We start from the raw sequence: 18767 nt of genomic DNA on the forward strand, positions 1-18767 counted from the left end.
GGTGAACGAGACGGTCTTCAGCGGAGCCCTTCTGCTGGCTCTGCCCATCGCGGTGCTCGGCGGCCTGGTCTCCTTCTTCTCGCCCTGCGTCCTGCCGCTCGTCCCCGGCTACCTCAGCTACGTGACCGGCGTCACCGGCACCGACCTGGCCGAGGCCAGGCGCGGCCGGATGGCCGCCGGGGCCGCGCTCTTCGTCCTCGGCTTCTCCGCCGTCTTCGTCTCCGGCGGCGCCCTCTTCGGCTACTTCGGCTGGACGCTCCAGGAGCACCGCGAGACGCTCACCACCGTCCTCGGCATCCTGATGATCGCCATGGGCGTCTTCTTCCTCGGCCTGATGCCCTGGTTCACCCAGCGCGAGTTCCGCTTCCACCGGAAGCCGGTCGCCGGGCTCGTCGGCGCGCCGCTACTCGGCGCGCTCTTCGGCATCGGCTGGACCCCGTGCATCGGCCCGACCCTCGCCTCCGTCCAGGCGCTCGCCGCGCAGGAGGCCAGCGCCGGCCGCGGAGCCCTGCTGACCGTCGCGTACTGTCTCGGGCTCGGCGTCCCCTTCATCCTCGCCGCGGTCGCCTTCCGCAAGGCCCTCGGCGCGTTCGCGTGGGTCAAGAAGCACTACGCGTGGGTCATGCGGATCGGCGGCGGCATGATGATCGTGACCGGGCTGCTGCTCCTCACCGGCGCGTGGGACAGCATGGTGGCCGAAATGCAGGACTGGTCCAGCGGCTTCACGGTGGGGATCTGACAGTTCCATGAGCAAGACCGAATCGACAGAGCAGACCGTGCAGACAGAGAAGACCGCGCAGCCTGAGCAGAGCGAGCAGACCGAGCAGCCAGAGCAGCAGGACGGCCTCGGCGAGGCCGGGGCCCAGCTCTCCACCGCCCCCAGGGAAGAGTCCGCCATCGGCGGCCCGACCCTCTCGGTCGTCGGCTGGATCCGCTGGTTCTGGCGGCAGCTGACCTCCATGCGGGTCGCCCTGATCCTGCTCTTCCTGCTCTCCCTCGGCGCCGTCCCCGGCTCCCTCATCCCGCAGACCAGCGCGGACGAGGTGAAGGTGCGGACCTTCAAGGAGGCGCACGAGACCCTCACGCCGATCTACGAGAAGCTCCAGCTCTTCGATGTCTACGGCTCGGTGTGGTTCTCCGCGATCTACATCCTGCTGTTCGTCTCCCTCATCGGCTGCATCGTCCCGCGCACCTGGCAGTTCGTCGGCCAGCTCCGCGGCCGTCCGCCGGGCGCCCCCAAGCGCCTGAACCGGCTGCCCGCGTACGCGACCTGGCGCACCGAGGCCGAGCCCGAGCAGGTCCGCGAGGCCGCGCTCGCCCTGCTGAAGGGGCGCCGGTTCCGTGCGCACACCGTCAAGGACGCCGTCGCCGCCGAGAAGGGCTATCTGCGCGAGGCCGGAAACCTCCTCTTCCACATTGCGCTGATCGTGATGCTGGTGGCGTTCGCGACCGGCCAGCTCTTCAAGTCCGAGGGCGGCAAGCTGATCATCGAGGGAGACGGGTTCTCCAACACCCTCACCCAGTACGACGACTTCAGGTCCGGCTCCCTCTACAGCGTCGAGGACCTCGCGCCGTTCAGCTTCAAGCTGGACGGCTTCACCGGTACGTACGAGCAGAGCGGCCCGCAGCGCGGCACCCCCCGGACCTTCGAGGCGGCCGTCACGTACGCGGAGGGCGCCGGCCCGGACAAGAAGGCGGTCATCCGCGTCAACGAGCCGCTGGTCGTCGGCGGCTCCAAGGTCTATCTGATCGCCCACGGGTACGCGCCCGTCGTCACCGTCAGGGACGGCCGCGGCAAGGTCGTCCACCGGGGCGCCGTCCCGCTGCTGCCCTTCGACAACAACCTCACCTCCACCGGCGCGATCAAGGTGATGGACGGCTACCGCGACAAGAACGGCAAGAAGGAGCAGCTGGGCTTCCAGGCCTTCTTCGTGCCGACCTTCGCGGGCGCCGGCAAGGGCGACATGTTCTCGCAGTTCCCCGCGCTCGACTTCCCCGTCATGGCGCTCACCGGCTACCACGGCGATCTGCGCGTGAACTCCGGACTGCCGCAGAACGTGTACCAGCTCAACACCTCCAAGATGACCCAGTTCAAGGTCGAGGGAGGCACCGGCAGCGCCAATCGGCTGCTGCCCGGCGAGACCATGACGCTGCCCGACGGCGCCGGCTCGATCACCTTCGAGAAGGAGATCAAGGAGTGGGCGAGCTTCCAGATCTCGCAGCAGCCCGGCAACGGCTTCGCCCTCGCCGGTGCGATCGCGGCCATCGCGGGTCTGACCGGCTCGCTGTTCATCCAGCGGCGCCGGGTCTGGGTCCGGGCCGTACGCGGGGACGACGGCGTCACCGTCGTCGAGATGGCGGGCCTCGGCCGCAGCGAGTCCGCCAAGCTGCCCGAGGAGCTGGCCGACCTCGCGGCCACGCTGCACACACAGGCGCCGACCGCGCCGACTCCGCCGCCCGCGCCGTCCGCGCCGGAAACCCCGGACGTTCCCGCAGAAGATCCTGCCGAAGCAGAAGCAGAAGGGTCTGAGACCAAGTGATCCTCGCCGCCGAGACCAACGAGAGCCTGGCGCAGTTGAGCAACTCGCTCATCTACTCCTCGATGGCCGTCTACACCCTGGCCTTCCTGGCCCATATCGCCGAGTGGGTGTTCGGCAGCCGCAGCAAGGTCGGCCGCACGGCCGCCGCGCTGACAGGGACCACGGGCACGACCGCCTCCGCCCCGGCCGTCCAGGTGAAGCAGGCGGGAGGTACCGCCGTCATCGACCGCCCGACGGTCGTCACCCGCTCCGCCGCCGGGACCCGTGACGTACCCGACGGCCCGGGCGCGGCCGGCGGCACGGTGAAGGGTGACCTCTACGGCCGTATCGCCATCTCGCTCACCACGCTCGCGTTCCTGATCGAGGCCGCGGGCGTGGTCACCCGCGCGATCGCCGTGCAGCGCGCCCCCTGGGGCAACATGTACGAGTTCTCCACCACCTTCTCCACCGTGGCGGTCGGCGCGTACCTGGCCTTCCTGGTCGCGAGGAAGAACGTCCGCTGGATCGGTCTGCCGCTGGTGACGACCGTCCTGCTCGACCTGGGCCTGGCCACCACCTGGCTGTACACCGAGAGCGACCAGCTCGTTCCGGCGCTCGACTCCTACTGGCTGTGGATCCACGTCTCCACCGCGATCTTCTGCGGAGCCGTCTTCTACCTCGGCGCGGTCGCCACCCTGATCTATCTCTTCCGCGACTCCTACGAGAACAAGCTCGCGACCGGCGGCGACCCCGGCGGCTTCGCCCGGTCCGTGATGGAGCGGCTGCCGTCGGCGGCCTCCCTGGACAAGTTCTCGTACCGGGTCAACGCGGCGATCTTCCCGCTGTGGACCTTCACGATCATCGCGGGCGCGATCTGGGCCGGCGACGCGTGGGGCCGCTACTGGGGCTGGGACGCCAAGGAGGTCTGGTCCTTCATCACCTGGGTCGGTTACGCGGCGTACCTGCACGCGCGCGCGACGGCCGGGTGGAAGGGCCGCAAGGCCGCGTACATCGCGCTCATCGCCTTCGGCTGCTTCCTCTTCAACTACTACGGAGTCAACATCTTCGTGAGCAGCAAGCACTCCTACGCGGGCGTCTGAGCCCCGTCGGCTAGCGGCTGCCGGGCCCCGGCGCGACGCTGGAGGTATGAGCGAGATACCTCGGGGCAGGTGCGAGACCCATGACGGCGACACGCATCTCCTGCGGTTCGTGATGCCCCTGCCCCACCCGATGGTGCGGGTCTGGGCGGCCGTCGCCACGCCGGAGGGCCTGCCGCGGTGGCTCTGCGCGGCCGATCCGCTGGAGCCGAGGCTGGGCGGCCGGGTGAGCCTGCGGTGGCCGGACGGCGGGACGGCGGTCTCGGGGCGGGTGACGGCGTGGGACCCGGAGTTCGTGGCGGAGTACACCGTCGAGCCGCCGTACGGGCGGATCCGGTTCCATCTGGAGCACGGTGAGGACGGCGGCGCGGGGACGGTGCTGCGGTTCACCAACGAGGTGCGCGGGACGTGGGAGCTCAAGCTGGACCGCTTGGCGGCGTGGCACGACTCCTTCGAACGGCTGGTGGAGGCGCTGGAGGGCCGGCCCGTCGACGGGGCCGCCTGGTCGCCCGAGCGCCGGGAGCACCTGCGGGAGCTGTACGCGCGGGACGAGGCGCCCTGGCCGAAGTGGGTGCCGTAGCGCCTGAGGCGGTGCCGGTCAGCCTCTCCTCGGCGGGAGGCAGTCGTCCGTCGGGGCGCGGCCTTCCGGCCAGGCGATCTGGACGAACTTCTGGGTGCCGTCCGGGGCGAGTTCCACGATCGGGATCGCTTTGTTGAACGGGTTGCCGAAGTTGTCCAGGCAGATCCAGCCGCTCGCGCCCTCGACCCGGAGCGAGCCCTTCACCTGCGGCCACTGGGTGGCCACGTCCGCCAGTTCCGGGTACTGGCTGCCCTGTGGGGTGGCCTGCCGGATCGCGTGGACCGCCGTCGCCATCGCGTCGTACGCGACGATCGCCTGCCCGTCGGCGAGGGGCACCGGGGTCTTCGACGCCCGGGCGATGTCCGTCAGGAACGTCTCGAACGCCGCCGTCGAACCGCCCGTCGCAGGGACCGGCCGCCCGGGCGCGGGCCGCCAGGCGTCCGGATGGGCCAGGGCGGCGTAGCGGACGGTCAGCTTCGCCTTCAGCGCGGCCTTGTTCAGCTTGTCGTCGGCGCCCAGGTACGAGCCCTCGTCGCCGGTCAGGATCGTGAAGGCGCGCTCGGCGCAGCCGCGTGCGCCCAGCGCGTTGATGAACTGCCGCAGCTGTGTGTGGCGGCCCGCGAAGAAGACCGTCTCCGCCCGGGTGTCGCAGATCAGATGGGTGATCTGGCGGAAGGTGTTCGCGGTCGTGCCCTCCTCCGTCGGGTCGGCGGGCGAGGTGAACAACTGCGGCTCGTAGGGGGCGCCCTTCAGTGAGGCCGTGAACGCGGACTTGAGCGTATCCGTGTAGTGGTCGCCGGTACGGGTGTCCTGGACGAGCAGCGCCTTGGCCGCCTCCACCCGGCCGAAGTGGGCGAGCGCCTTGGCCTCGTCGCCGTTGGTGGGGGAGACGCGGGCCAGGCCGGGGAAGCGGTTGTGGCCCGGGCCGGGGCCGTTGGCGATGTCGTCGGCGGTGATGGTGGTGCCGACGACGGCGATCCCGGCGCCGGTCAGGGCCGCGACCGCCCGCCGTATCTCGGTCGAGCTGGTGGCGACGCCGGAGACCGCCCGCAGCCGGTCGGGGGCGGCTGTCATCTTCTTCAGCCGCTCGACGGTGGCCTGCCAGTGGGCATTGCCCTTGCCGGTGTTGGCGAGGACGAGCCGGATCTTCGGGGTCTCGTTGTTGGAGGCGTGGTTGGCGCGGTACTGGCGGGCGAAGGCGCCCTGCACCTCGTGCAGGACCTTGACCCGCATCCCGTCGTCGGTGGAGGTCAGCGGCAGCAGGAGGGCGACCGTCGCGTACTCGCCGTCCCTGAGGGTCGCGTTCTCCCGGCCCACGGCCCGCGCGACCTCGGTCAGGGACGGAACCCCGAAGTCGTACCCCGAGCCGTTGACCCCGACGCATTCGTCACTGCCCAGGGGGCGTTCGACGCCCGGGGCGCAGGAACGGTCCTCCGGGGTGGTGGCGCGGTCCACGGCGTACCCGATCAGGGTGCCGAGGACGGCCAGGACCAGCACGGTCGTGATGAACTTCTGGCGGGGGGTGTAGAAGAGGCGGTAGCGCAGCCGGTCGACCATGGTCCTCAGGCTCCGTTCCCCTCGCCCGGCGGGAGCGAGAGCGCCCGCCAGGCGCGGATGTCTCTCGGCCAGTGGGTGGCCGCGTCCCACAGCGGTCTGTTGCCGGTGCGATGGCGGCCGGAGAGCTGGCGCAGTTCGTGGGCCAGCTTCTCGGTCACGTCACCGTCGGGCAGCGCCAGCGGATCGGTCAGCAGCCAGACGGCGTGCAGCAACCGCCTTAACCCGAGGTGCAGTTCGGTCTTCTCGTCGTCGAGTCCGGCGGGCAGCCGCTCGGGCGGCTCCTGGCCGAGGGCGACCGCGCGGCGCGGATCGGGCCCGGTGCGGTGCTGCTCGCGCGGGTACGGCGCCGAGGCGATGAACCTGAGCCGCCCGAGCCAGCCCACGACGTCCGGCTCGGAGAAGGTGAGCCGCAGATGGGTCACGGCTTCCTCGGTGCGGCCGAGCGCGAGCTCCTGGTGCAGCCGGTACGGGCCCGGCTCGGGGCCGTAGTGCCGGTGCAGGGTCTCGTGGACCGCCCGCCAGGCCGCGTACGCGGGGTGGTCGGCGTCGCCGAAGCGCAGCCGGTGCAGGAGCAGGGCGCGCAGCAGCGGGTCGGTGACGAAGTGCTCGGCGCTCTCGGGCCAGTCCTCGGAGCGCAGCATGTCGCGGACGAGCAGGGCCATGTCCCCGTCGAGGGACTCCCCGCGCAGCCGGGTCCGGGCGAGCAGCCGGGCCGACTCCTCGTCGTGGGCGGCGGCGAGGACGGCGAAGGGCCCGAGGGCCCGGCCCGGCAGCAGCTCGTCGAGGAGGGTGGGCGCGACCGGCACCGGAGCGGTGTCCTCCCGCAGCTCCACGGTGAGATCGAGCAGGGCGCCCGGGGTCAGCGAGGAGGCCAGGCGGGCCGGCGCCTCGCCCGCCGCCCTGCCCAGCAGGACCACTCCGAGGGGGCGGCCGCCGGTCAGCCGGTGGACGGCCCGGGCCAGCTCGGCGGGCGTGCGGCCGGCCGGGTCGAAGCGGTCGAAGGCGCTCTGGGTCTGGGCGGGGCTCAGCGGGGTCAGTTCGACGGCGAGGATGCCGGAGGTGATGTCCGTACCGCGCGGGCAGGGGGCGCGGTGGGCGGTCTCGGGAAGCCGGACCCGGGTCGCGTGCCGGATGCCCTCGTGGTCGCGGACCCGGGAGGCGGCGATCACCACGACACGGTCGCGGTGGCCGTCGGCGCGGGCCCGCAGAATCGGTTCGACCAGGCGGCGGCCGAGCGGCTCGTGGGCGTTGTCGAGGAGGAGCACGGGCCGGCCGCGCCGGGTCCCCATCCGGGTGAGGCCGGTGTAGGCGCGGGTCAGGTCCTCGACGAGCGCGCCGACGAGGAAGTCCTCGGCCTCGCGCCGGCGCCGGCCGCCCTGCTCGAAGTCGACGGCCAGCTGCTGGAGCCCGGCCTTGCCGTGGCCGCCGGCGTTGCGGTAACTCCCGTACCAGCGCTCGGAGTTCTGCTGGAAGCGGCCGAAGACCTCTTCGAGGACCGTCTCGACGGTCGCCTCGGCGAGGAGTCCGGCCATCGGCGCGGTGGCCTCGGCGAAGTTGGCGGCGAGCTTGGCGAGGACCTTGGTGACCCAGGTGGTGGCGGCGCCCTTGGCCGCGTCGACGGTCGCGAGGACGGGGCCGAGCCGCTGCAGATCGCGCCGGGCGCGTTCGTCGTCCTCCTGCGACCAGCTGATGGACGCGACGGCGACAAGACCGAGCGAGAGCCGGGGGAACCGCACCGGCTTCGCCGCGTGCACCCTCGGCGCCAGCTGTACGGCGATCTCGGCGAGCGCTCCGGTGAGCGGGTTCCAGCCGGGGCCGTGATCGGCGGGCCGGTCGATGCGCGCGCAGTCCAGGAGCGCGAGCGGAGTGGCCCCCTTGTAGGCGTTGCGCACCTGCTTGAGCAGCGCGGTCTTGCCCATGCCGCGGCCGCCGGTGAAGACGGTGACCGGCGGGTCGTCGCCGTGCTCGTACGGCACGCGGTCGAAGGTCTCGGGCGCCAGCCCGGTCAACCGCGCGGCAAGCCCGGACGCGTGCAGGACCGCCTCGCGGCCGTACAGCTCTCTGTCCACCCCTGCCACCCCCGTCGCACGTCAATTCAAGGATATCGACGGGCTGTTGGGAAGACGTCGGGGTTTTCGAGTCGGGATACCGGTGTCGGCGATGGCCGGCGCCGTCAGTCGTCGCCGATGTCCTCGTTCCACAGGGCCGGGTGCTTCTCGACGAACTCCCGCAGGACGGCGGCGCACTCGGGATCGTCGAGCACGACGACCTCCACCCCGTGCTCGGCCAGCCAGTCGTGCCCGCCGTGGAAGGTCTCGGCCTCCCCGACGACCACCCGCGAGATCCCGAACTGCCGCACGAGCCCGGAGCAGTACCAGCAGGGCGAGAGGGTCGTCACCATCGTCGTCCCCCGGTACGACCGCTGCCGCCCCGCCGCCCGGAACGCCTCCGTCTCCGCGTGCGCCGACGGGTCCCCGTCCTGCACGCGCCGGTTGCGCCCGCGCCCGAGGAGCGTCCCGTCGGCGGCGTAGAGCGCGGCGCCGATCGGGATCCCGCCTTCCGCCCGCCCGGCGCGGGCCTCGTCGAGCGCGGTGGCGAGCCACCGGCGTGCTTGGTCCTGGTCCATGCGGGGAGCCTTCCCGGGCGGACCGCCGGGCTCACGCGGCCTACGGCCTTCTCGGGTCGCAGTCGCAGGGCGAAGCCCCACCGCGCACCGCACGGCGGGGCCGCCCTGAACCGGTATGCGTGGGCGTTGGCCGGGTGGTCAGAAGGTGCCGAAGTCTCCGGCCCTGACGCCCGCGATGAAGGAGGTGAACGCGGTGGTGGGGACGTCCAGGACCGGGCCGCTCGGGTTCTTGGAGTCGCGGACGGGAACGACGCCGCGCGAGGCGGCGAGGTTCGTGGCGACCTCGACGCACTGGCCGCCGTTGTCGCTGTAGGAGGACGTGAACCAACGGGGGGATTCGGTCGTCACAGGGTGCCCTTTCGTACCTCATGGATCATGGCCACGGATTCCGCCTGTGAGGGCGCTTCGGCCTGTAGCTGATGGTAGGCCGTCAGCATGGGAAGCACCCCAGAGGTTTCGCGCTCCAGGTGGCCGCGTTGAGCGGACTCGGCGTACGACAGGAGCGAGCGGTCCGCCATCGTCAGGACCGTGATGGGGAGGTTGAACGGGCGCCGCGCGCCCATGGTGAAGGGGGCGACCTGGAGCACGGTGTTCGGCTGCTCGGCGAACTCGACGAGCCGCGCCAACTGAGCGTCCATGACACCGGGTTCACCGATGGGGCGGCGGATGCAGCTTTCGTCCAGGACCACGATGATCAGCGGCGGGGAGGCCCGGGCCAGCGCCTCTTGTCGTTCCGCGACGAACGCCACCCGCTCGCTCGCCTCCTCCGGTGTCGCCGCTCCGCGCCTGACATGGCTTTCAGCGAGGGCGGAGGCGTACTCCGGTGTCTGTAGCAGGCCGGGGATGACGCCGACCTCGTAGAGCCGGATCTCCACCGCGCGCCCCTCGTACGCGACGTACTCCGGAAAGCCCTCCAAGAGCGCCCCGTGCCGGATCTCGCGCCACTGCCGCTCGAACGTGTCGGCCGTACCACTGGTACCGAAGACGCGATCCGCACTGCGCGCGAAACGAAGAGTCGGCATCTTGCGGGCAGTTTCCACAGCCGAGACATGCGTTCCGGAGTACCCCATGTGCTCACCTAAGCCTTGCTGACTCCAGCTTCGGGCCTCTCGTGACGTGCGGATACGAGCCCCAAAGGCGGCTGCCGGGCTGCTCTCCGGATTCAGGTCCTTGCGATTGACCACAACTCCTCCTTCTGTTCTGACACGTTGAGGACCCTTCGACTCTAGGCCACGCTGGCAACCCCTGGTAGTGAAATCGCTACAGAGAGGAGCGGTGATGCCTGAGCACTCCCCCGTTCTCGGCTCGTTCGTGGTGGACACCGGCAGGCGAACGGAACGCCTCGGAAGGGTGACCGCTCGCGAGGGCGGACTCCTGTACCTGCGTCCCCCAGGCGGTGGCATCGAGTGGACCACCGAGCCGGCGAACCTGCGTCCGCCCACGGAGGAGGAGTGGGCGCGGATCCGGGTGCTCACCACCCCCGTGGCGACGACGGAGCACTCACACGCGTTCGTCCTCTCCGCGGACCACGGCCTGCGCCCCCGCCCCGAACCGGCCCCGGACTGCACGGCGTGCGCCTTCCTGGCGCAGTGGTTCGACCACTACATGGGCGTGGGGCCGCAGCGCGACGAGTCCGCGGCAGTGGATTGCGTGGTGGAGATCCACAACCACCCTCATGACCCGCCGAAGATGACGATCGCGGAGTTCCCGCCGCCGCCCGACCAGCCGAAGTGACCGGCCCGCACCGCACAGCGCAGTCCCCGAAGAAGACAGAGACAGGAGTACCAAGGTGATGAGCAACCTGTACGAGCGGGAGGTGTCCGGTCCGTTCGCCGCGCTCTGCGGTGGCGGCACGGACAACGACGGGAACATGGAGAGCTGCATCACGCTCGCCGAGCTGCACGGCGGTGGATACGCGCTCGGTGACAGCAAGCCCGAGGGGGCGGGGCGCGAGCTGCGGATGAGCGCGCGTGAGATCACCGAGTTCGCCCGAGAGTGGCTCGGCAAGACCGACGCGAGCCACTGACACCAAGCGGGGCCCACATAGGCGCGGTGGGCCCCGACCCGCCCCCTCACATCCGAAGGAGCCGGCAATGCCGCTCGCTGACCTGGCGGACCATGTTCCACAGATCCTGGAGAAGTGGCCCGCTCAGCCGATGCTCTTCCGTCGTGACCCCCGGGCCTTGGCCGCCCTGTGGTGCGCCGAGGAAGTCAACGCGCTGGTGGATGCCGAGTGCATCGCCGCCCGGAACGTCGTCCTGATCAAGGACGGCAAGGTCCTGGAGCGGCACACCTACATCGACGGTGACATGCCCCGGCCCGGCGCGATCCGCGCGCACCTCTACAACGGGGGCACGATGTCCGTCCGGCAGCTTCAGACGATCAAACCGTCGCTGAGGATCCTGCAGCGAGAGATCCAGGACGAGACAGGTTGCCTCGTGCACGTGAACGCGTACATGACCCCACCTGGCGCGCAGGGGCTCAAGTACCACTACGACCCGTACGTGACGCTGATCGTCCAGCTCTCCGGGCGGAAGACGTGGCCGCTTCACCCGCCGTTCGTCGAGAACCCGATGACGGAGCACGGCAACTTCCTGGGACGGGGATTCACCCGCGAGGAGCGGCACTATCTCGCCAATACGGCTCCGGCTCAGTCGTTCACGCTGGAACCGGGTGACGTCTTCTGGCTGCCCCGTGGCTACGTCCACTCGCCGTACACCGAGGGGGACGAACCTTCCCTGCACCTGACGTTCGCACTCAAGGAACGGACGTTCCACTGGCTCGCATCCGAGATGACGCACGAGATCCTGTCTCAAGCTCTGGCCGACCCCGCGCTTCGAGCCGAGATCCCGCCCGCCGGCCTGCTCGCATCCCCCGACGCGGCGATCCAGTGGACCCGTGAATACCTGATCGGCGCGCTGCTGCTCCTGGAGGCCGAGCACGTGGCCGAACTCGCTCGGAGGGCCGCCACCCGTGTCGCGTGGTGAGGACCCTCCGCGTGCATACGCTGCGCCCGTGACGCACCACTGGCACGCCTACGCGTACACCGGCCGGTCCTACTCGGATACGGCGATCCGGCGGGCGGAGGTTCCGGCCAACTACCCGCCCATCGAGATCGTGAACTGGCTGAAGCGCCCCGTCGACCAGGTGGTGGCGACCTACCGCGACGTGGAAGAGGCGGTCTCGTGGATCGAGGGGGAGCTTACGCAGAACGCCCCGTTGGACCAGGAGCACTTTCCGTGGTGGGAACGGCTGCAACGTAACCGCGAGACGCTGCTGCAGGCTGCCGGAAACGACGTGGTCCACGGGTACTACTCGAAGGCGCAGCAGTACGTCTCACGGGCCCTCATCGCCTGCCCCCGCGAGGCAGGGCAGACCTGCCCGTACGGAGCCGCGTAGTCCTCACAGAAAACCCCGGCGGCCGTCCTACCGGCCCCGGGGCATGGCCACCAACTACTGAGGAGTTGATGACGTGCGGAACTCTATCGCGCGCGTACTGGGTCTGGCCCTGATCCCCGCCCTTCTCTGGCTGCTCACGCTGACCCTGCCGCCCACCGGCAGACACCGCCCCCGCCCCGTCACCCACCGCCGCCCGGCCCCGCCCGTCCAGGCGCCGCGTCACCGCGCTCCCACCCGACGCTCTCCCTACGCCCAGGAGCAGACGACACTCCTGGACGGCGCCCGGTCACCCCTGGAGCGCCCCTACGTGGCGGCTGCGCGAGCAGCGCAGCGCAGGCGGCGGCGGGCGTTGTGGCTGGCGACGGTGGGGGTGGATGTCGACCACCGGAACATCCATGCCACGGCCGCCCGATGAGCCGCTGTGGGGCGCGACGGCCCGTGATCGCCGTCGTGGAGGTCATGCGGCCGGTGTGCGCGGGCAATGTGGATCGTCGCGGCCTGCGCTTCCTGGTGCGCGTGGGCGATCTGCGTGGCGCGATGGCCAGCTGCGAGGTGCCGCTTCCAGCTCCGGTAAGACTTCTCCAGGTTCCGCAAAGAGTGCTTCAACTCCACGGCCACGTTAAGCTGTTCAGCTGCCCGGGCCCACGCTGTGACGTCGGCGTCCGTCGCGGTCTGCTTGCCGTTCTCCAAGCGGGAAACCTTCGACCGTTGCCAGCCGAGGCGGGCGGCCATGTCCTTGCCGTTCAGGCCGGCCTCGGTGCGCAGCTCACGCAGCCGCGCACCGAGAGCCTCCCGTGCCTGTTGGAAGTCGGTGCTCACACCGTCGAAGCTACTCCCGGCGCGAAGTCCGAGTGCGGGATCGCCTGCGGCCAAGCAGCCGCCCGGATCTGGCGGAACTCCGCAATCTGGACGGGATCTTCGACGAGCTCGGAGCCGAGGTACTCGTCATCGTCATCGAAGTGGAGCACCAGGGCGCGCCGGTGGTCGAAGAGCCAGAAGTCGACCGCGGGTAGGCCGAGGCGCTCGGCGTCCGCACGCCACATGTTGCGGATGTCCTCGCCCGAGGCCAGATTGTTGGGAGCCCGCGCGAGGAGGAACCGCTGCCCGGCGGTCGGAGGATTGTCGACGAGTCGGACGCGCTCGAACCGCTTCCCCGCCGTCGTCTGAACCTGGACGTTCTCCCCCCACGCAGTCGGCCGGCCGTGGCTGACATCGTCGCCCGCCTCCCAACGAGCCCAGTTCGGGCTCCGGCGGTCGGAGGCGTAGCCACGGCGGGTTTCCAGGCGCCAAGCGGTGTTCTCGAACTCCTCGAAGTACGTGCCGAATGTGGCGTCGTCGATGAACTCAGGCACGAGCTCTACTCCTTGGGGGCGAAGCGGGTGAGCAGCTCGCGGGGGATCACGACCATGGACTCTCCGGACAGCGGGTGAACCATCTGGGCGATGTCATCGGGGTCGGCGAGCAGGCCCTGTACGAGGACCTCACCGGTGTCGAGGTCCTCGTACAGAGTGGGGCACTTGCCCTCGTCGCTGGTAGTACCGAGCATGCGGAGCCGTCGGGCCATCGCCACTCTCCCTCCCGGCGGCCGCCCCCCGAGGCGGCGGGCGGCGCCGGGGTCCTCACGCCGCGGCGTCGGCCTTCGTCTCGTGGGGGAAGAGCGCGAGCGGGGTCTCGCCCTGGAAGAAGGTCTTGGCGCGGGCCATCGCCTGTTCGTCGGCGCGGACGCGGCCGGGGCGGGAGCCCGTGCCGGTCAGGACGCCGCCGAAGCGCATCCGCAGGTAGGCCGCCGAGTGGCTCAAGCTGGTGACCAGGCCGTCCGCGACGACGTGGTCGTCGTGCGCCATGGCCGTCACTCCCCACAGCGTGCCGCCCGCCATGCGCTCCTTGAAGTCGGAGCCGGGCACGTTCAGCCAGCCCGACCAGTAGTCGAGGTAGCGCTTGGTCTGTGCGGAGAGGCTGTACCAGTAGAGGGGCGAGACGATGACGATGTCCGTGGCCTCCACCGTGGCCCGCCACAGCGTCTCCTCGTTCTCCTCGGCCTGCCGCTCGGGGCTCTCGTGCCGTCCGTCCTGGAAGTCGGGCAGGGGCAGCCGGTTCAGGTCCACCCAGCGCTGCGGGATGTCGGCGGGCAGGTGCGCGGCGGCCGCGCGGGCCAGTGTCTCGGAGTTGCCGTCGGCGCGGGAGCTGCCGAGGACGAAGAGGAACGAGCGGTCCGTGCGGTCCGTGCCAGGTGCGGCGTCGAGGGTCATGTTTCCTCCGGTGTCAGGGGTGCCCCGGTGCCAACTCCGCCTTCTCCGGCGGTATTCCGGCCGCCCATCGGCTCCGCCGATGACCCCATCGGCAGGACCCCCCACTCGTCCGTGGACCCGCCCCACCCCCGCTCCGTAGCGTCACCGGCATGAGAAACGAGACGAGCGGAACGCAGACCCGCGGGACCCTCGAACTGACCCTGGCCATGGTGCTGTCCGGCACCCTCGGCATCTTCGTCGTCGAGTCCGGGGCCTCGCCCTTCGAGGTGGTGTTCTTCCGGTGCCTCTTCGGGGCCGCCGCCCTCGGTGCGTACAGCCTGGCCCGCGGGTACTTCACCGGCCACGGCCTCACGCCGAAGAAGCTCGGACTGGCCGCCCTCGGTGGCGTGTTCATCGTCTTCAACTGGGTGTTCCTCTTCGAGGCGTACGAGGCGACCTCGATCTCCTTCGCCACCGTCGTCTACCACACGCAGCCGTTCTTCCTGGTGCTCTTCGGCGCCGCGCTGTTCCGGGAGCGGATCACCGCCGCCAAGTTCGGCTGGCTCGCCGTCGCCTTCGTCGGACTCGTCCTCGTCTCCGGGATACGGCCCGGGGACACCGCATCGCTCAAGGGCCTGGGGCTCGCGCTCGCCGCCGCCGTGCTCTACGCGCTGTCGACGATCGTCACCAAGCGGATCACCGGCGTACGGCCGCACCTGATCGCCCTCGTGCAGGTGCTGGTCGGCCTCCCGCTGCTGCTGCCCTTCGCCGACTTCGGCGCCATGGCCGGTGTCGGAGCCGGGTGGGCGTGGCTGGCCGGGCTCGGGCTCGTCCACACCGGGCTGATGTACGTGCTGATGTACGCGGCCTACCAGAAGCTGCCCACCGCCAAGATCGCCGTACTCGCCTTCACCTACCCGGCGGTCGCCATGCTCGCCGACTGGGCGGTGTACGGGCATCACATCGGGCTCGTCCAGGCGCTCGGCGTCCCGCTGATCGTGCTCGCGAGCCTCAAGGTGACTCTCGCACCAGCCGCCGCGCCTGCTCCACGAACAGCCGTACGTGCGCCGGAAGCCGTTTCCCCCGCCGCCACGCGATCTGCGTGAAGAGGGTGAACGGCGGCTCCCAGTCCAGCGCCACCAGCGCCCCGGACGCCAGCTCCTCGGAGACGGTGACCCGGGGCAGCAGGGCGATCCCCAGACCGGCGGCCGCGCCCCGCTTGGTCGCCTCGATCGTGCCGAACTCCATGAACGGCGGCGCCCACTCCCGTAGCTCCGCCTCGAAGAGGTCGCGGTACGGGCAGCCGGGTTCGGTGCCGACCAGCTGGGCCTCCGCCAGGTCGGCGCTCGTCAGACCGGTACGGCCCGTCAGCGGATGGTTCGGCGCCGCCACGAGCACCAGCGGTTCCGCCGCCAGGACCTCGCTCTCCAGGCCGGCGTGCTCGGTGTCGGGCTCCATCAGGAAACCGATGTCGTACGTTCCCTGGCGCAGCGCCTGCCGGGTCTCGTCGCCGAGCGTGGGCCGCAGCGTCAGCCGCACCTTGGGGTAGCGGTGGTGGAACAGCTCCAGGAGCGGCGGCAGCCGGTAGGAGGTGAGCGACTCCATCGTGCCGACGGCGATCGTGCCCGCCGGCTCCTCCGTGGCCGCGACCGCGGCCCGTGCCTCGTCGGAGAGCTCGATGATCCGGCGGGCGTACGGCAGGAGCCGCTCGCCGGCCTCGGTGAGCCGGATGCGGCTGCCGAGCCGTTCGAACAGCTCCACGCCGAGCGAGGACTCCAGGGAGCGGACCTGGCCGGTCACGCTGGACTGCGCGTACCTCAGCTCGGTGGCGGCGCGGGTGAAGGAGAGGACGGTCGCGACCTTCTCGAAGGTGGCCAGGAGCCGGAGCTCCATCACTGGTCCTTGTCGTCGTCGCCCTGCTCGCGCTTCTTCAGCTCCTCCTCGCGGCGGCGCAGGTCCGCCTCCCAGTCCTTGAGGAGGGCCTCGTCCTTCGCCCGCTTCTCATCAGGCACAGCCTCGTCCTTGAGGGACTTGAGGAAGTCGGGGTTGTCGTCGGGGGCGACCCACTCGCTGCGGTGGTTGCGGTGCCATGCGGAGGGCGTACGGCCGCCGGCTCCGGCGTTGGCGCGGCGCGGCTTGCCGACGGCGAACCAGACGACCGATCCCGCCACGGGGAAGAGCAGGATGAGGAAGACCCAGACCACCTTCGGCAGATACCTGGCCTCGTCGTCGGGGGTGGTGACACAGTCGATGCAGGCGTAGATCGCCAGCGCCAACGGCAGGATGAACATCAGCGCCCTGAGCATGTGGGACAGCCCCCTGGAAGCGGTGGCGGGACCCGATTCGACGGCCCCGGTGACAGGCCCAGCCTATCGGGTGGCGGATACTGGCCCCTATGGCTTACGACGATCTCCGCTCGCTGCTCAGGGCCCTGGAACGCGAAGGCGACCTCAAGCGCATCAAGGCCGAAGTCGACCCGTACCTGGAGGTCGGGGAGATCGTCGACCGGGTGAACAAGGCGGGAGGCCCGGCGCTCCTCTTCGAGAACGTCAAGGGCTCCGCCATGCCGCTCGCGATGAACGTCTTCGGGACGGACCGCCGGCTGCTGAAGGCGCTGGGCCTGAAGTCGTACGGCGAGATCAGCGACAAGATCGGCGGCCTGCTCAAGCCGGAGCTGCCGCACGGCTTCGTCGGGGTCCGGGAGGCCTTCGGCAAGCTGGGCTCGATGGTGCACGTGCCGCCGAAGAAGGTGAAGTCCGCCGACGCCCCGGTGCAGGAGGTCGTGCTCACCGGCGACGACGTCGACCTGGACGCGCTTCCGGCGCTGTTCACCTGGCCCAAGGACGGCGGGTCCTTCTTCAACCTCGGTCTGACGCACACCAAGCACCCCGAGACGGGCATCCGGAACCTCGGGCTATACCGGCTGCAGCGCCACGACAAGCGCACGATCGGCATGCACTGGCAGATCCACAAGGACAGCCGAAACCACTACGCCGTGGCCGCGGCGCGCGGCGAGCGGCTGCCGGTCGCGATCGCCTTCGGCTGCCCGCCCGCGGTCACGTACGCGTCGACGGCGCCGCTGCCCGGTGACATCGACGAGTACCTCTTCGCCGGCTTCGTGCAGGGCAAGCGGATCGAGATGGTCGACTGCAAGACCGTGCCGCTCCAGGTGCCGGCCAACGCGGAAGTGGTCGTCGAGGGCTGGCTGGAGCCGGGCGAGATGCTGCCGGAGGGCCCCTTCGGCGACCACACGGGCTTCTACACGCCGCAGGAGCCGTTCCCCGCGCTGCGGATCGACTGCGTGACGATGCGGAAGCGTCCGCTGCTGCAGTCGATCGTGGTGGGGCGGCCGCCGACGGAGGACGGGCCGCTGGGGCGGGCGACGGAGCGTTTCTTCCTGCCCCTGCTGAAGATCATCGTGCCGGACATCGTGGACTACCACCTGCCGGAGTCGGGCGGCTTCCACAACTGCGCGATCGTCTCGATCGACAAGAAGTACCCGAAGCACGCGCAGAAGGTCATGCACGCCATCTGGGGCGCGCACATGATGTCGCTGACGAAGCTGATCATCGTGGTGGACAAGGACTGCGACGTGCACGATCTGCACGAGGTGTCCTGGCGGGCGCTCGGCAACACGGACTACGCCCGCGACCTGACCGTCGTCGAGGGGCCGGTCGACCACCTCGACCACGCCTCGTACCAGCAGTTCTGGGGCGGCAAGGCGGGCATCGACGCCACGAAGAAGCTGCCCGAGGAGGGCTACACCCGGGACGGCGGCTGGCCGGACATGGTCGAGTCGGACCCGGCGACGGCCGCGCTCGTGGACCGCCGGTGGAAGGAGTACGGCCTGTGACCGGCGCCGCTGCCGCCGCCCCGGCGCCCGGGCGGACGAAGGCCTTCCTCCGCCTGGTGATGATCGAGCACTCGGTCTTCGCGCTGCCGTTCGCCTACATCGCCTCGCTGACCGCGATGTTCGGGCGGGACCGGAGCATCGACTGGGTCACGCTGCTGCTCGTCACCGTCTGCATGGTGGGGCTGCGGACCTTCGCGATGGCCTGCAACCGGATCATCGACCGCGAGATCGACGCCCGCAATCCGCGGACGGCGGGGCGCGAGCTGGTGACGGGGGCCGTGTCCGTGCGGTCGGCGTGGACCGGGGCGGGGATAGCGGTCGTCGTCTTCCTCGGCGCGGCCGCGCTGCTCAACCCGCTGTGCCTGGCGCTCGCGCCGCTCGCGGTGGTCCCGATGGTGATCTATCCGTACGGGAAGCGGTTCACGAACTTCCCGCACGCGATCCTCGGCATCGCGCAGGCCATGGGGCCGATCGGGGCCTGGATCGCGGTGACGGGGGAGTGGTCCTGGCACGCCGTGATCCTGGGGCTCGCCGTCGGGGTGTGGATCGGTGGCTTCGACCTGATCTTCGCCTGCCAGGACGTCCAGGCGGACCGCGCCCACGGCGTGAAGTCCGTCCCGGCCCGTTTCGGCATCCCGGCGGCGCTGTGGGGGGCGCGCGGTTCGGCGGTCGTGACGACGGGGCTGCTCGTCTGGTACGCGCTGGCGACCGGGGCGGGGCTCTTCTTCTGGGTGGGCCTTGTGATCGTGGTGGTGGCGTTCTGCTACGAGCACACGATCGTCAAGCCGCACGACCTGTCCCGGCTGAACCGGGCGTTCTTCACGACGAACGGCTTCATCGGGATCTCGCTCTTCGTCTGCGCCCTGCTCGACCTGCTGGTGCGCGGTCTCACGCTCTGACGGTCCGAC

General features: G+C 70.5%; 22 protein-coding genes. 11 read left to right on the forward strand and 11 right to left on the reverse strand.

The annotated features are described in order from the left end of the window. Window position 1 precedes the first annotated feature (1 nt). Genes ACIRB4_RS20300 through ACIRB4_RS20315 form a run of 4 tightly spaced genes read left to right on the forward strand, consistent with a single transcriptional unit; the run spans window position 2 to window position 4196 of the window. The gene (locus tag ACIRB4_RS20300) at window positions 2–739 is read left to right on the forward strand and encodes a cytochrome c biogenesis CcdA family protein (RefSeq protein ID WP_403293040.1); all 738 of its coding nucleotides are present in this window, start codon (window positions 2–4) and stop codon (window positions 737–739) included. A 7-nt stretch (window positions 740–746) separates the two neighbouring features. Beyond that, the gene (locus ACIRB4_RS20305; RefSeq protein WP_403293041.1) at window positions 747–2540 is read left to right on the forward strand and encodes a cytochrome c biogenesis protein ResB; all 1794 of its coding nucleotides are present in this window, start codon (window positions 747–749) and stop codon (window positions 2538–2540) included. Beyond that, a complete protein-coding gene (ccsB, locus tag ACIRB4_RS20310) occupies window positions 2537–3619 on the forward strand; it encodes a c-type cytochrome biogenesis protein CcsB (protein ID WP_403293042.1) in 1083 nt (360 codons plus the stop codon). The genes ACIRB4_RS20305 and ccsB overlap by 4 nt, the downstream gene beginning before the upstream one ends. Window positions 3620–3665: 46 nt before the next feature. Then, window positions 3666–4196: an SRPBCC domain-containing protein gene (locus ACIRB4_RS20315; RefSeq protein WP_403293044.1), complete on the forward strand. Its 531-nt coding sequence runs from the start codon at window positions 3666–3668 to the stop codon at window positions 4194–4196. 18 nt (window positions 4197–4214) lie between these two features. On the opposite strand, the gene ACIRB4_RS20320 is transcribed toward ACIRB4_RS20315, so the two are convergent. The 5 genes from ACIRB4_RS20320 to ACIRB4_RS20340 form a co-directional block, all read right to left on the reverse strand. Further along, window positions 4215–5753, reverse strand: coding sequence for a hypothetical protein (locus ACIRB4_RS20320; RefSeq protein ID WP_403293046.1), 1539 nt, complete (start codon window positions 5751–5753; stop codon window positions 4215–4217). 5 nt (window positions 5754–5758) lie between these two features. Continuing rightward, a complete protein-coding gene (locus ACIRB4_RS20325) occupies window positions 5759–7822 on the reverse strand; it encodes a hypothetical protein (protein WP_403293048.1) in 2064 nt (687 codons plus the stop codon). 104 nt (window positions 7823–7926) lie between these two features. Further along, entirely contained in the window at window positions 7927–8379 is a 453-nt protein-coding gene (locus ACIRB4_RS20330) for a nucleoside deaminase (RefSeq protein ID WP_403293051.1), read from the reverse strand. Between the two features lie 138 nt (window positions 8380–8517). Beyond that, window positions 8518–8727 (reverse strand): DUF397 domain-containing protein, encoded by a 210-nt coding sequence (locus ACIRB4_RS20335; protein ID WP_403293053.1) that lies wholly within the window; start codon window positions 8725–8727, stop codon window positions 8518–8520. Next, window positions 8724–9563 (reverse strand): Scr1 family TA system antitoxin-like transcriptional regulator, encoded by an 840-nt coding sequence (locus tag ACIRB4_RS20340; protein WP_403293055.1) that lies wholly within the window; start codon window positions 9561–9563, stop codon window positions 8724–8726. The genes ACIRB4_RS20335 and ACIRB4_RS20340 overlap by 4 nt, the downstream gene beginning before the upstream one ends. A 94-nt stretch (window positions 9564–9657) precedes the next feature. Here ACIRB4_RS20340 and ACIRB4_RS20345 point away from each other — a divergent pair, with 94 nt between their 5' ends. The 4 genes from ACIRB4_RS20345 to ACIRB4_RS20360 all read left to right on the forward strand — a co-directional run bounded on the left by ACIRB4_RS20345 (window position 9658) and on the right by ACIRB4_RS20360 (window position 11778). After that, window positions 9658–10113, forward strand: coding sequence for a hypothetical protein (locus tag ACIRB4_RS20345; protein ID WP_403293056.1), 456 nt, complete (start codon window positions 9658–9660; stop codon window positions 10111–10113). A gap of 58 nt (window positions 10114–10171) precedes the next feature. Then, window positions 10172–10405 (forward strand): DUF397 domain-containing protein, encoded by a 234-nt coding sequence (locus ACIRB4_RS20350; RefSeq protein ID WP_403293059.1) that lies wholly within the window; start codon window positions 10172–10174, stop codon window positions 10403–10405. A 67-nt stretch (window positions 10406–10472) separates the two neighbouring features. Next, window positions 10473–11366 (forward strand): JmjC domain-containing protein, encoded by an 894-nt coding sequence (locus ACIRB4_RS20355; protein ID WP_403293061.1) that lies wholly within the window; start codon window positions 10473–10475, stop codon window positions 11364–11366. A gap of 28 nt (window positions 11367–11394) precedes the next feature. Next, a complete protein-coding gene (locus ACIRB4_RS20360) occupies window positions 11395–11778 on the forward strand; it encodes a hypothetical protein (protein WP_403293063.1) in 384 nt (127 codons plus the stop codon). A 303-nt stretch (window positions 11779–12081) separates the two neighbouring features. On the opposite strand, the gene ACIRB4_RS20365 is transcribed toward ACIRB4_RS20360, so the two are convergent. From ACIRB4_RS20365 to ACIRB4_RS20380, 4 genes are read right to left on the reverse strand one after another with little or no spacing between them, the layout of a single operon-like run. Then, on the reverse strand, window positions 12082–12597 hold the full coding sequence (locus tag ACIRB4_RS20365; protein ID WP_403293065.1) for a helix-turn-helix domain-containing protein: 516 nt from the start codon (window positions 12595–12597) through the stop codon (window positions 12082–12084). Further along, on the reverse strand, window positions 12594–13130 hold the full coding sequence (locus ACIRB4_RS20370) for a DUF6879 family protein (RefSeq protein ID WP_403293066.1): 537 nt from the start codon (window positions 13128–13130) through the stop codon (window positions 12594–12596). Before ACIRB4_RS20370 ends, ACIRB4_RS20365 begins: the two co-directional genes overlap by 4 nt. 5 nt (window positions 13131–13135) lie before the next feature. Further along, window positions 13136–13342 carry a hypothetical protein gene (locus ACIRB4_RS20375; RefSeq protein ID WP_403293067.1) on the reverse strand — a complete coding sequence of 69 codons (207 nt, stop codon included), beginning with the start codon at window positions 13340–13342 and terminating at the stop codon, window positions 13136–13138. Window positions 13343–13397: 55 nt separating this feature from the next. Next, a complete protein-coding gene (locus ACIRB4_RS20380; protein ID WP_403293069.1) occupies window positions 13398–14027 on the reverse strand; it encodes a flavodoxin family protein in 630 nt (209 codons plus the stop codon). A 149-nt stretch (window positions 14028–14176) separates the two neighbouring features. On the opposite strand from ACIRB4_RS20380, the gene ACIRB4_RS20385 reads away from it, so the two are divergent. After that, on the forward strand, window positions 14177–15112 hold the full coding sequence (locus tag ACIRB4_RS20385; protein ID WP_403293070.1) for a DMT family transporter: 936 nt from the start codon (window positions 14177–14179) through the stop codon (window positions 15110–15112). Here ACIRB4_RS20385 and ACIRB4_RS20390 read toward each other — a convergent pair. Continuing rightward, the gene (locus tag ACIRB4_RS20390) at window positions 15018–15899 is read right to left on the reverse strand and encodes a LysR family transcriptional regulator (protein ID WP_403293072.1); all 882 of its coding nucleotides are present in this window, start codon (window positions 15897–15899) and stop codon (window positions 15018–15020) included. The genes ACIRB4_RS20385 and ACIRB4_RS20390 overlap by 95 nt on opposite strands. Beyond that, complete coding sequence (locus ACIRB4_RS20395; RefSeq protein ID WP_403293074.1) at window positions 15899–16312, reverse strand: PLD nuclease N-terminal domain-containing protein; 414 nt, start codon at window positions 16310–16312, stop codon at window positions 15899–15901. The genes ACIRB4_RS20390 and ACIRB4_RS20395 overlap by 1 nt, the downstream gene beginning before the upstream one ends. Before the next feature lie 89 nt (window positions 16313–16401). Between ACIRB4_RS20395 and ACIRB4_RS20400 the strand changes: the two genes are divergently transcribed. Together ACIRB4_RS20400 and mqnP are read left to right on the forward strand one after the other, a co-directional pair. Beyond that, window positions 16402–17859, forward strand: a complete 1458-nt coding sequence (locus tag ACIRB4_RS20400) for a menaquinone biosynthesis decarboxylase (RefSeq protein WP_403293076.1) — start codon at window positions 16402–16404, stop codon at window positions 17857–17859. Then, window positions 17856–18758: a menaquinone biosynthesis prenyltransferase MqnP gene (mqnP, locus tag ACIRB4_RS20405; RefSeq protein ID WP_403293078.1), complete on the forward strand. Its 903-nt coding sequence runs from the start codon at window positions 17856–17858 to the stop codon at window positions 18756–18758. The genes ACIRB4_RS20400 and mqnP overlap by 4 nt, the downstream gene beginning before the upstream one ends. Window positions 18759–18767: the final 9 nt, after the last annotated feature.

It is taken from the genome of Streptomyces sp. NPDC093600, from assembly GCF_044764755.1.
Classification (GTDB): domain Bacteria; phylum Actinomycetota; class Actinomycetes; order Streptomycetales; family Streptomycetaceae; genus Streptomyces.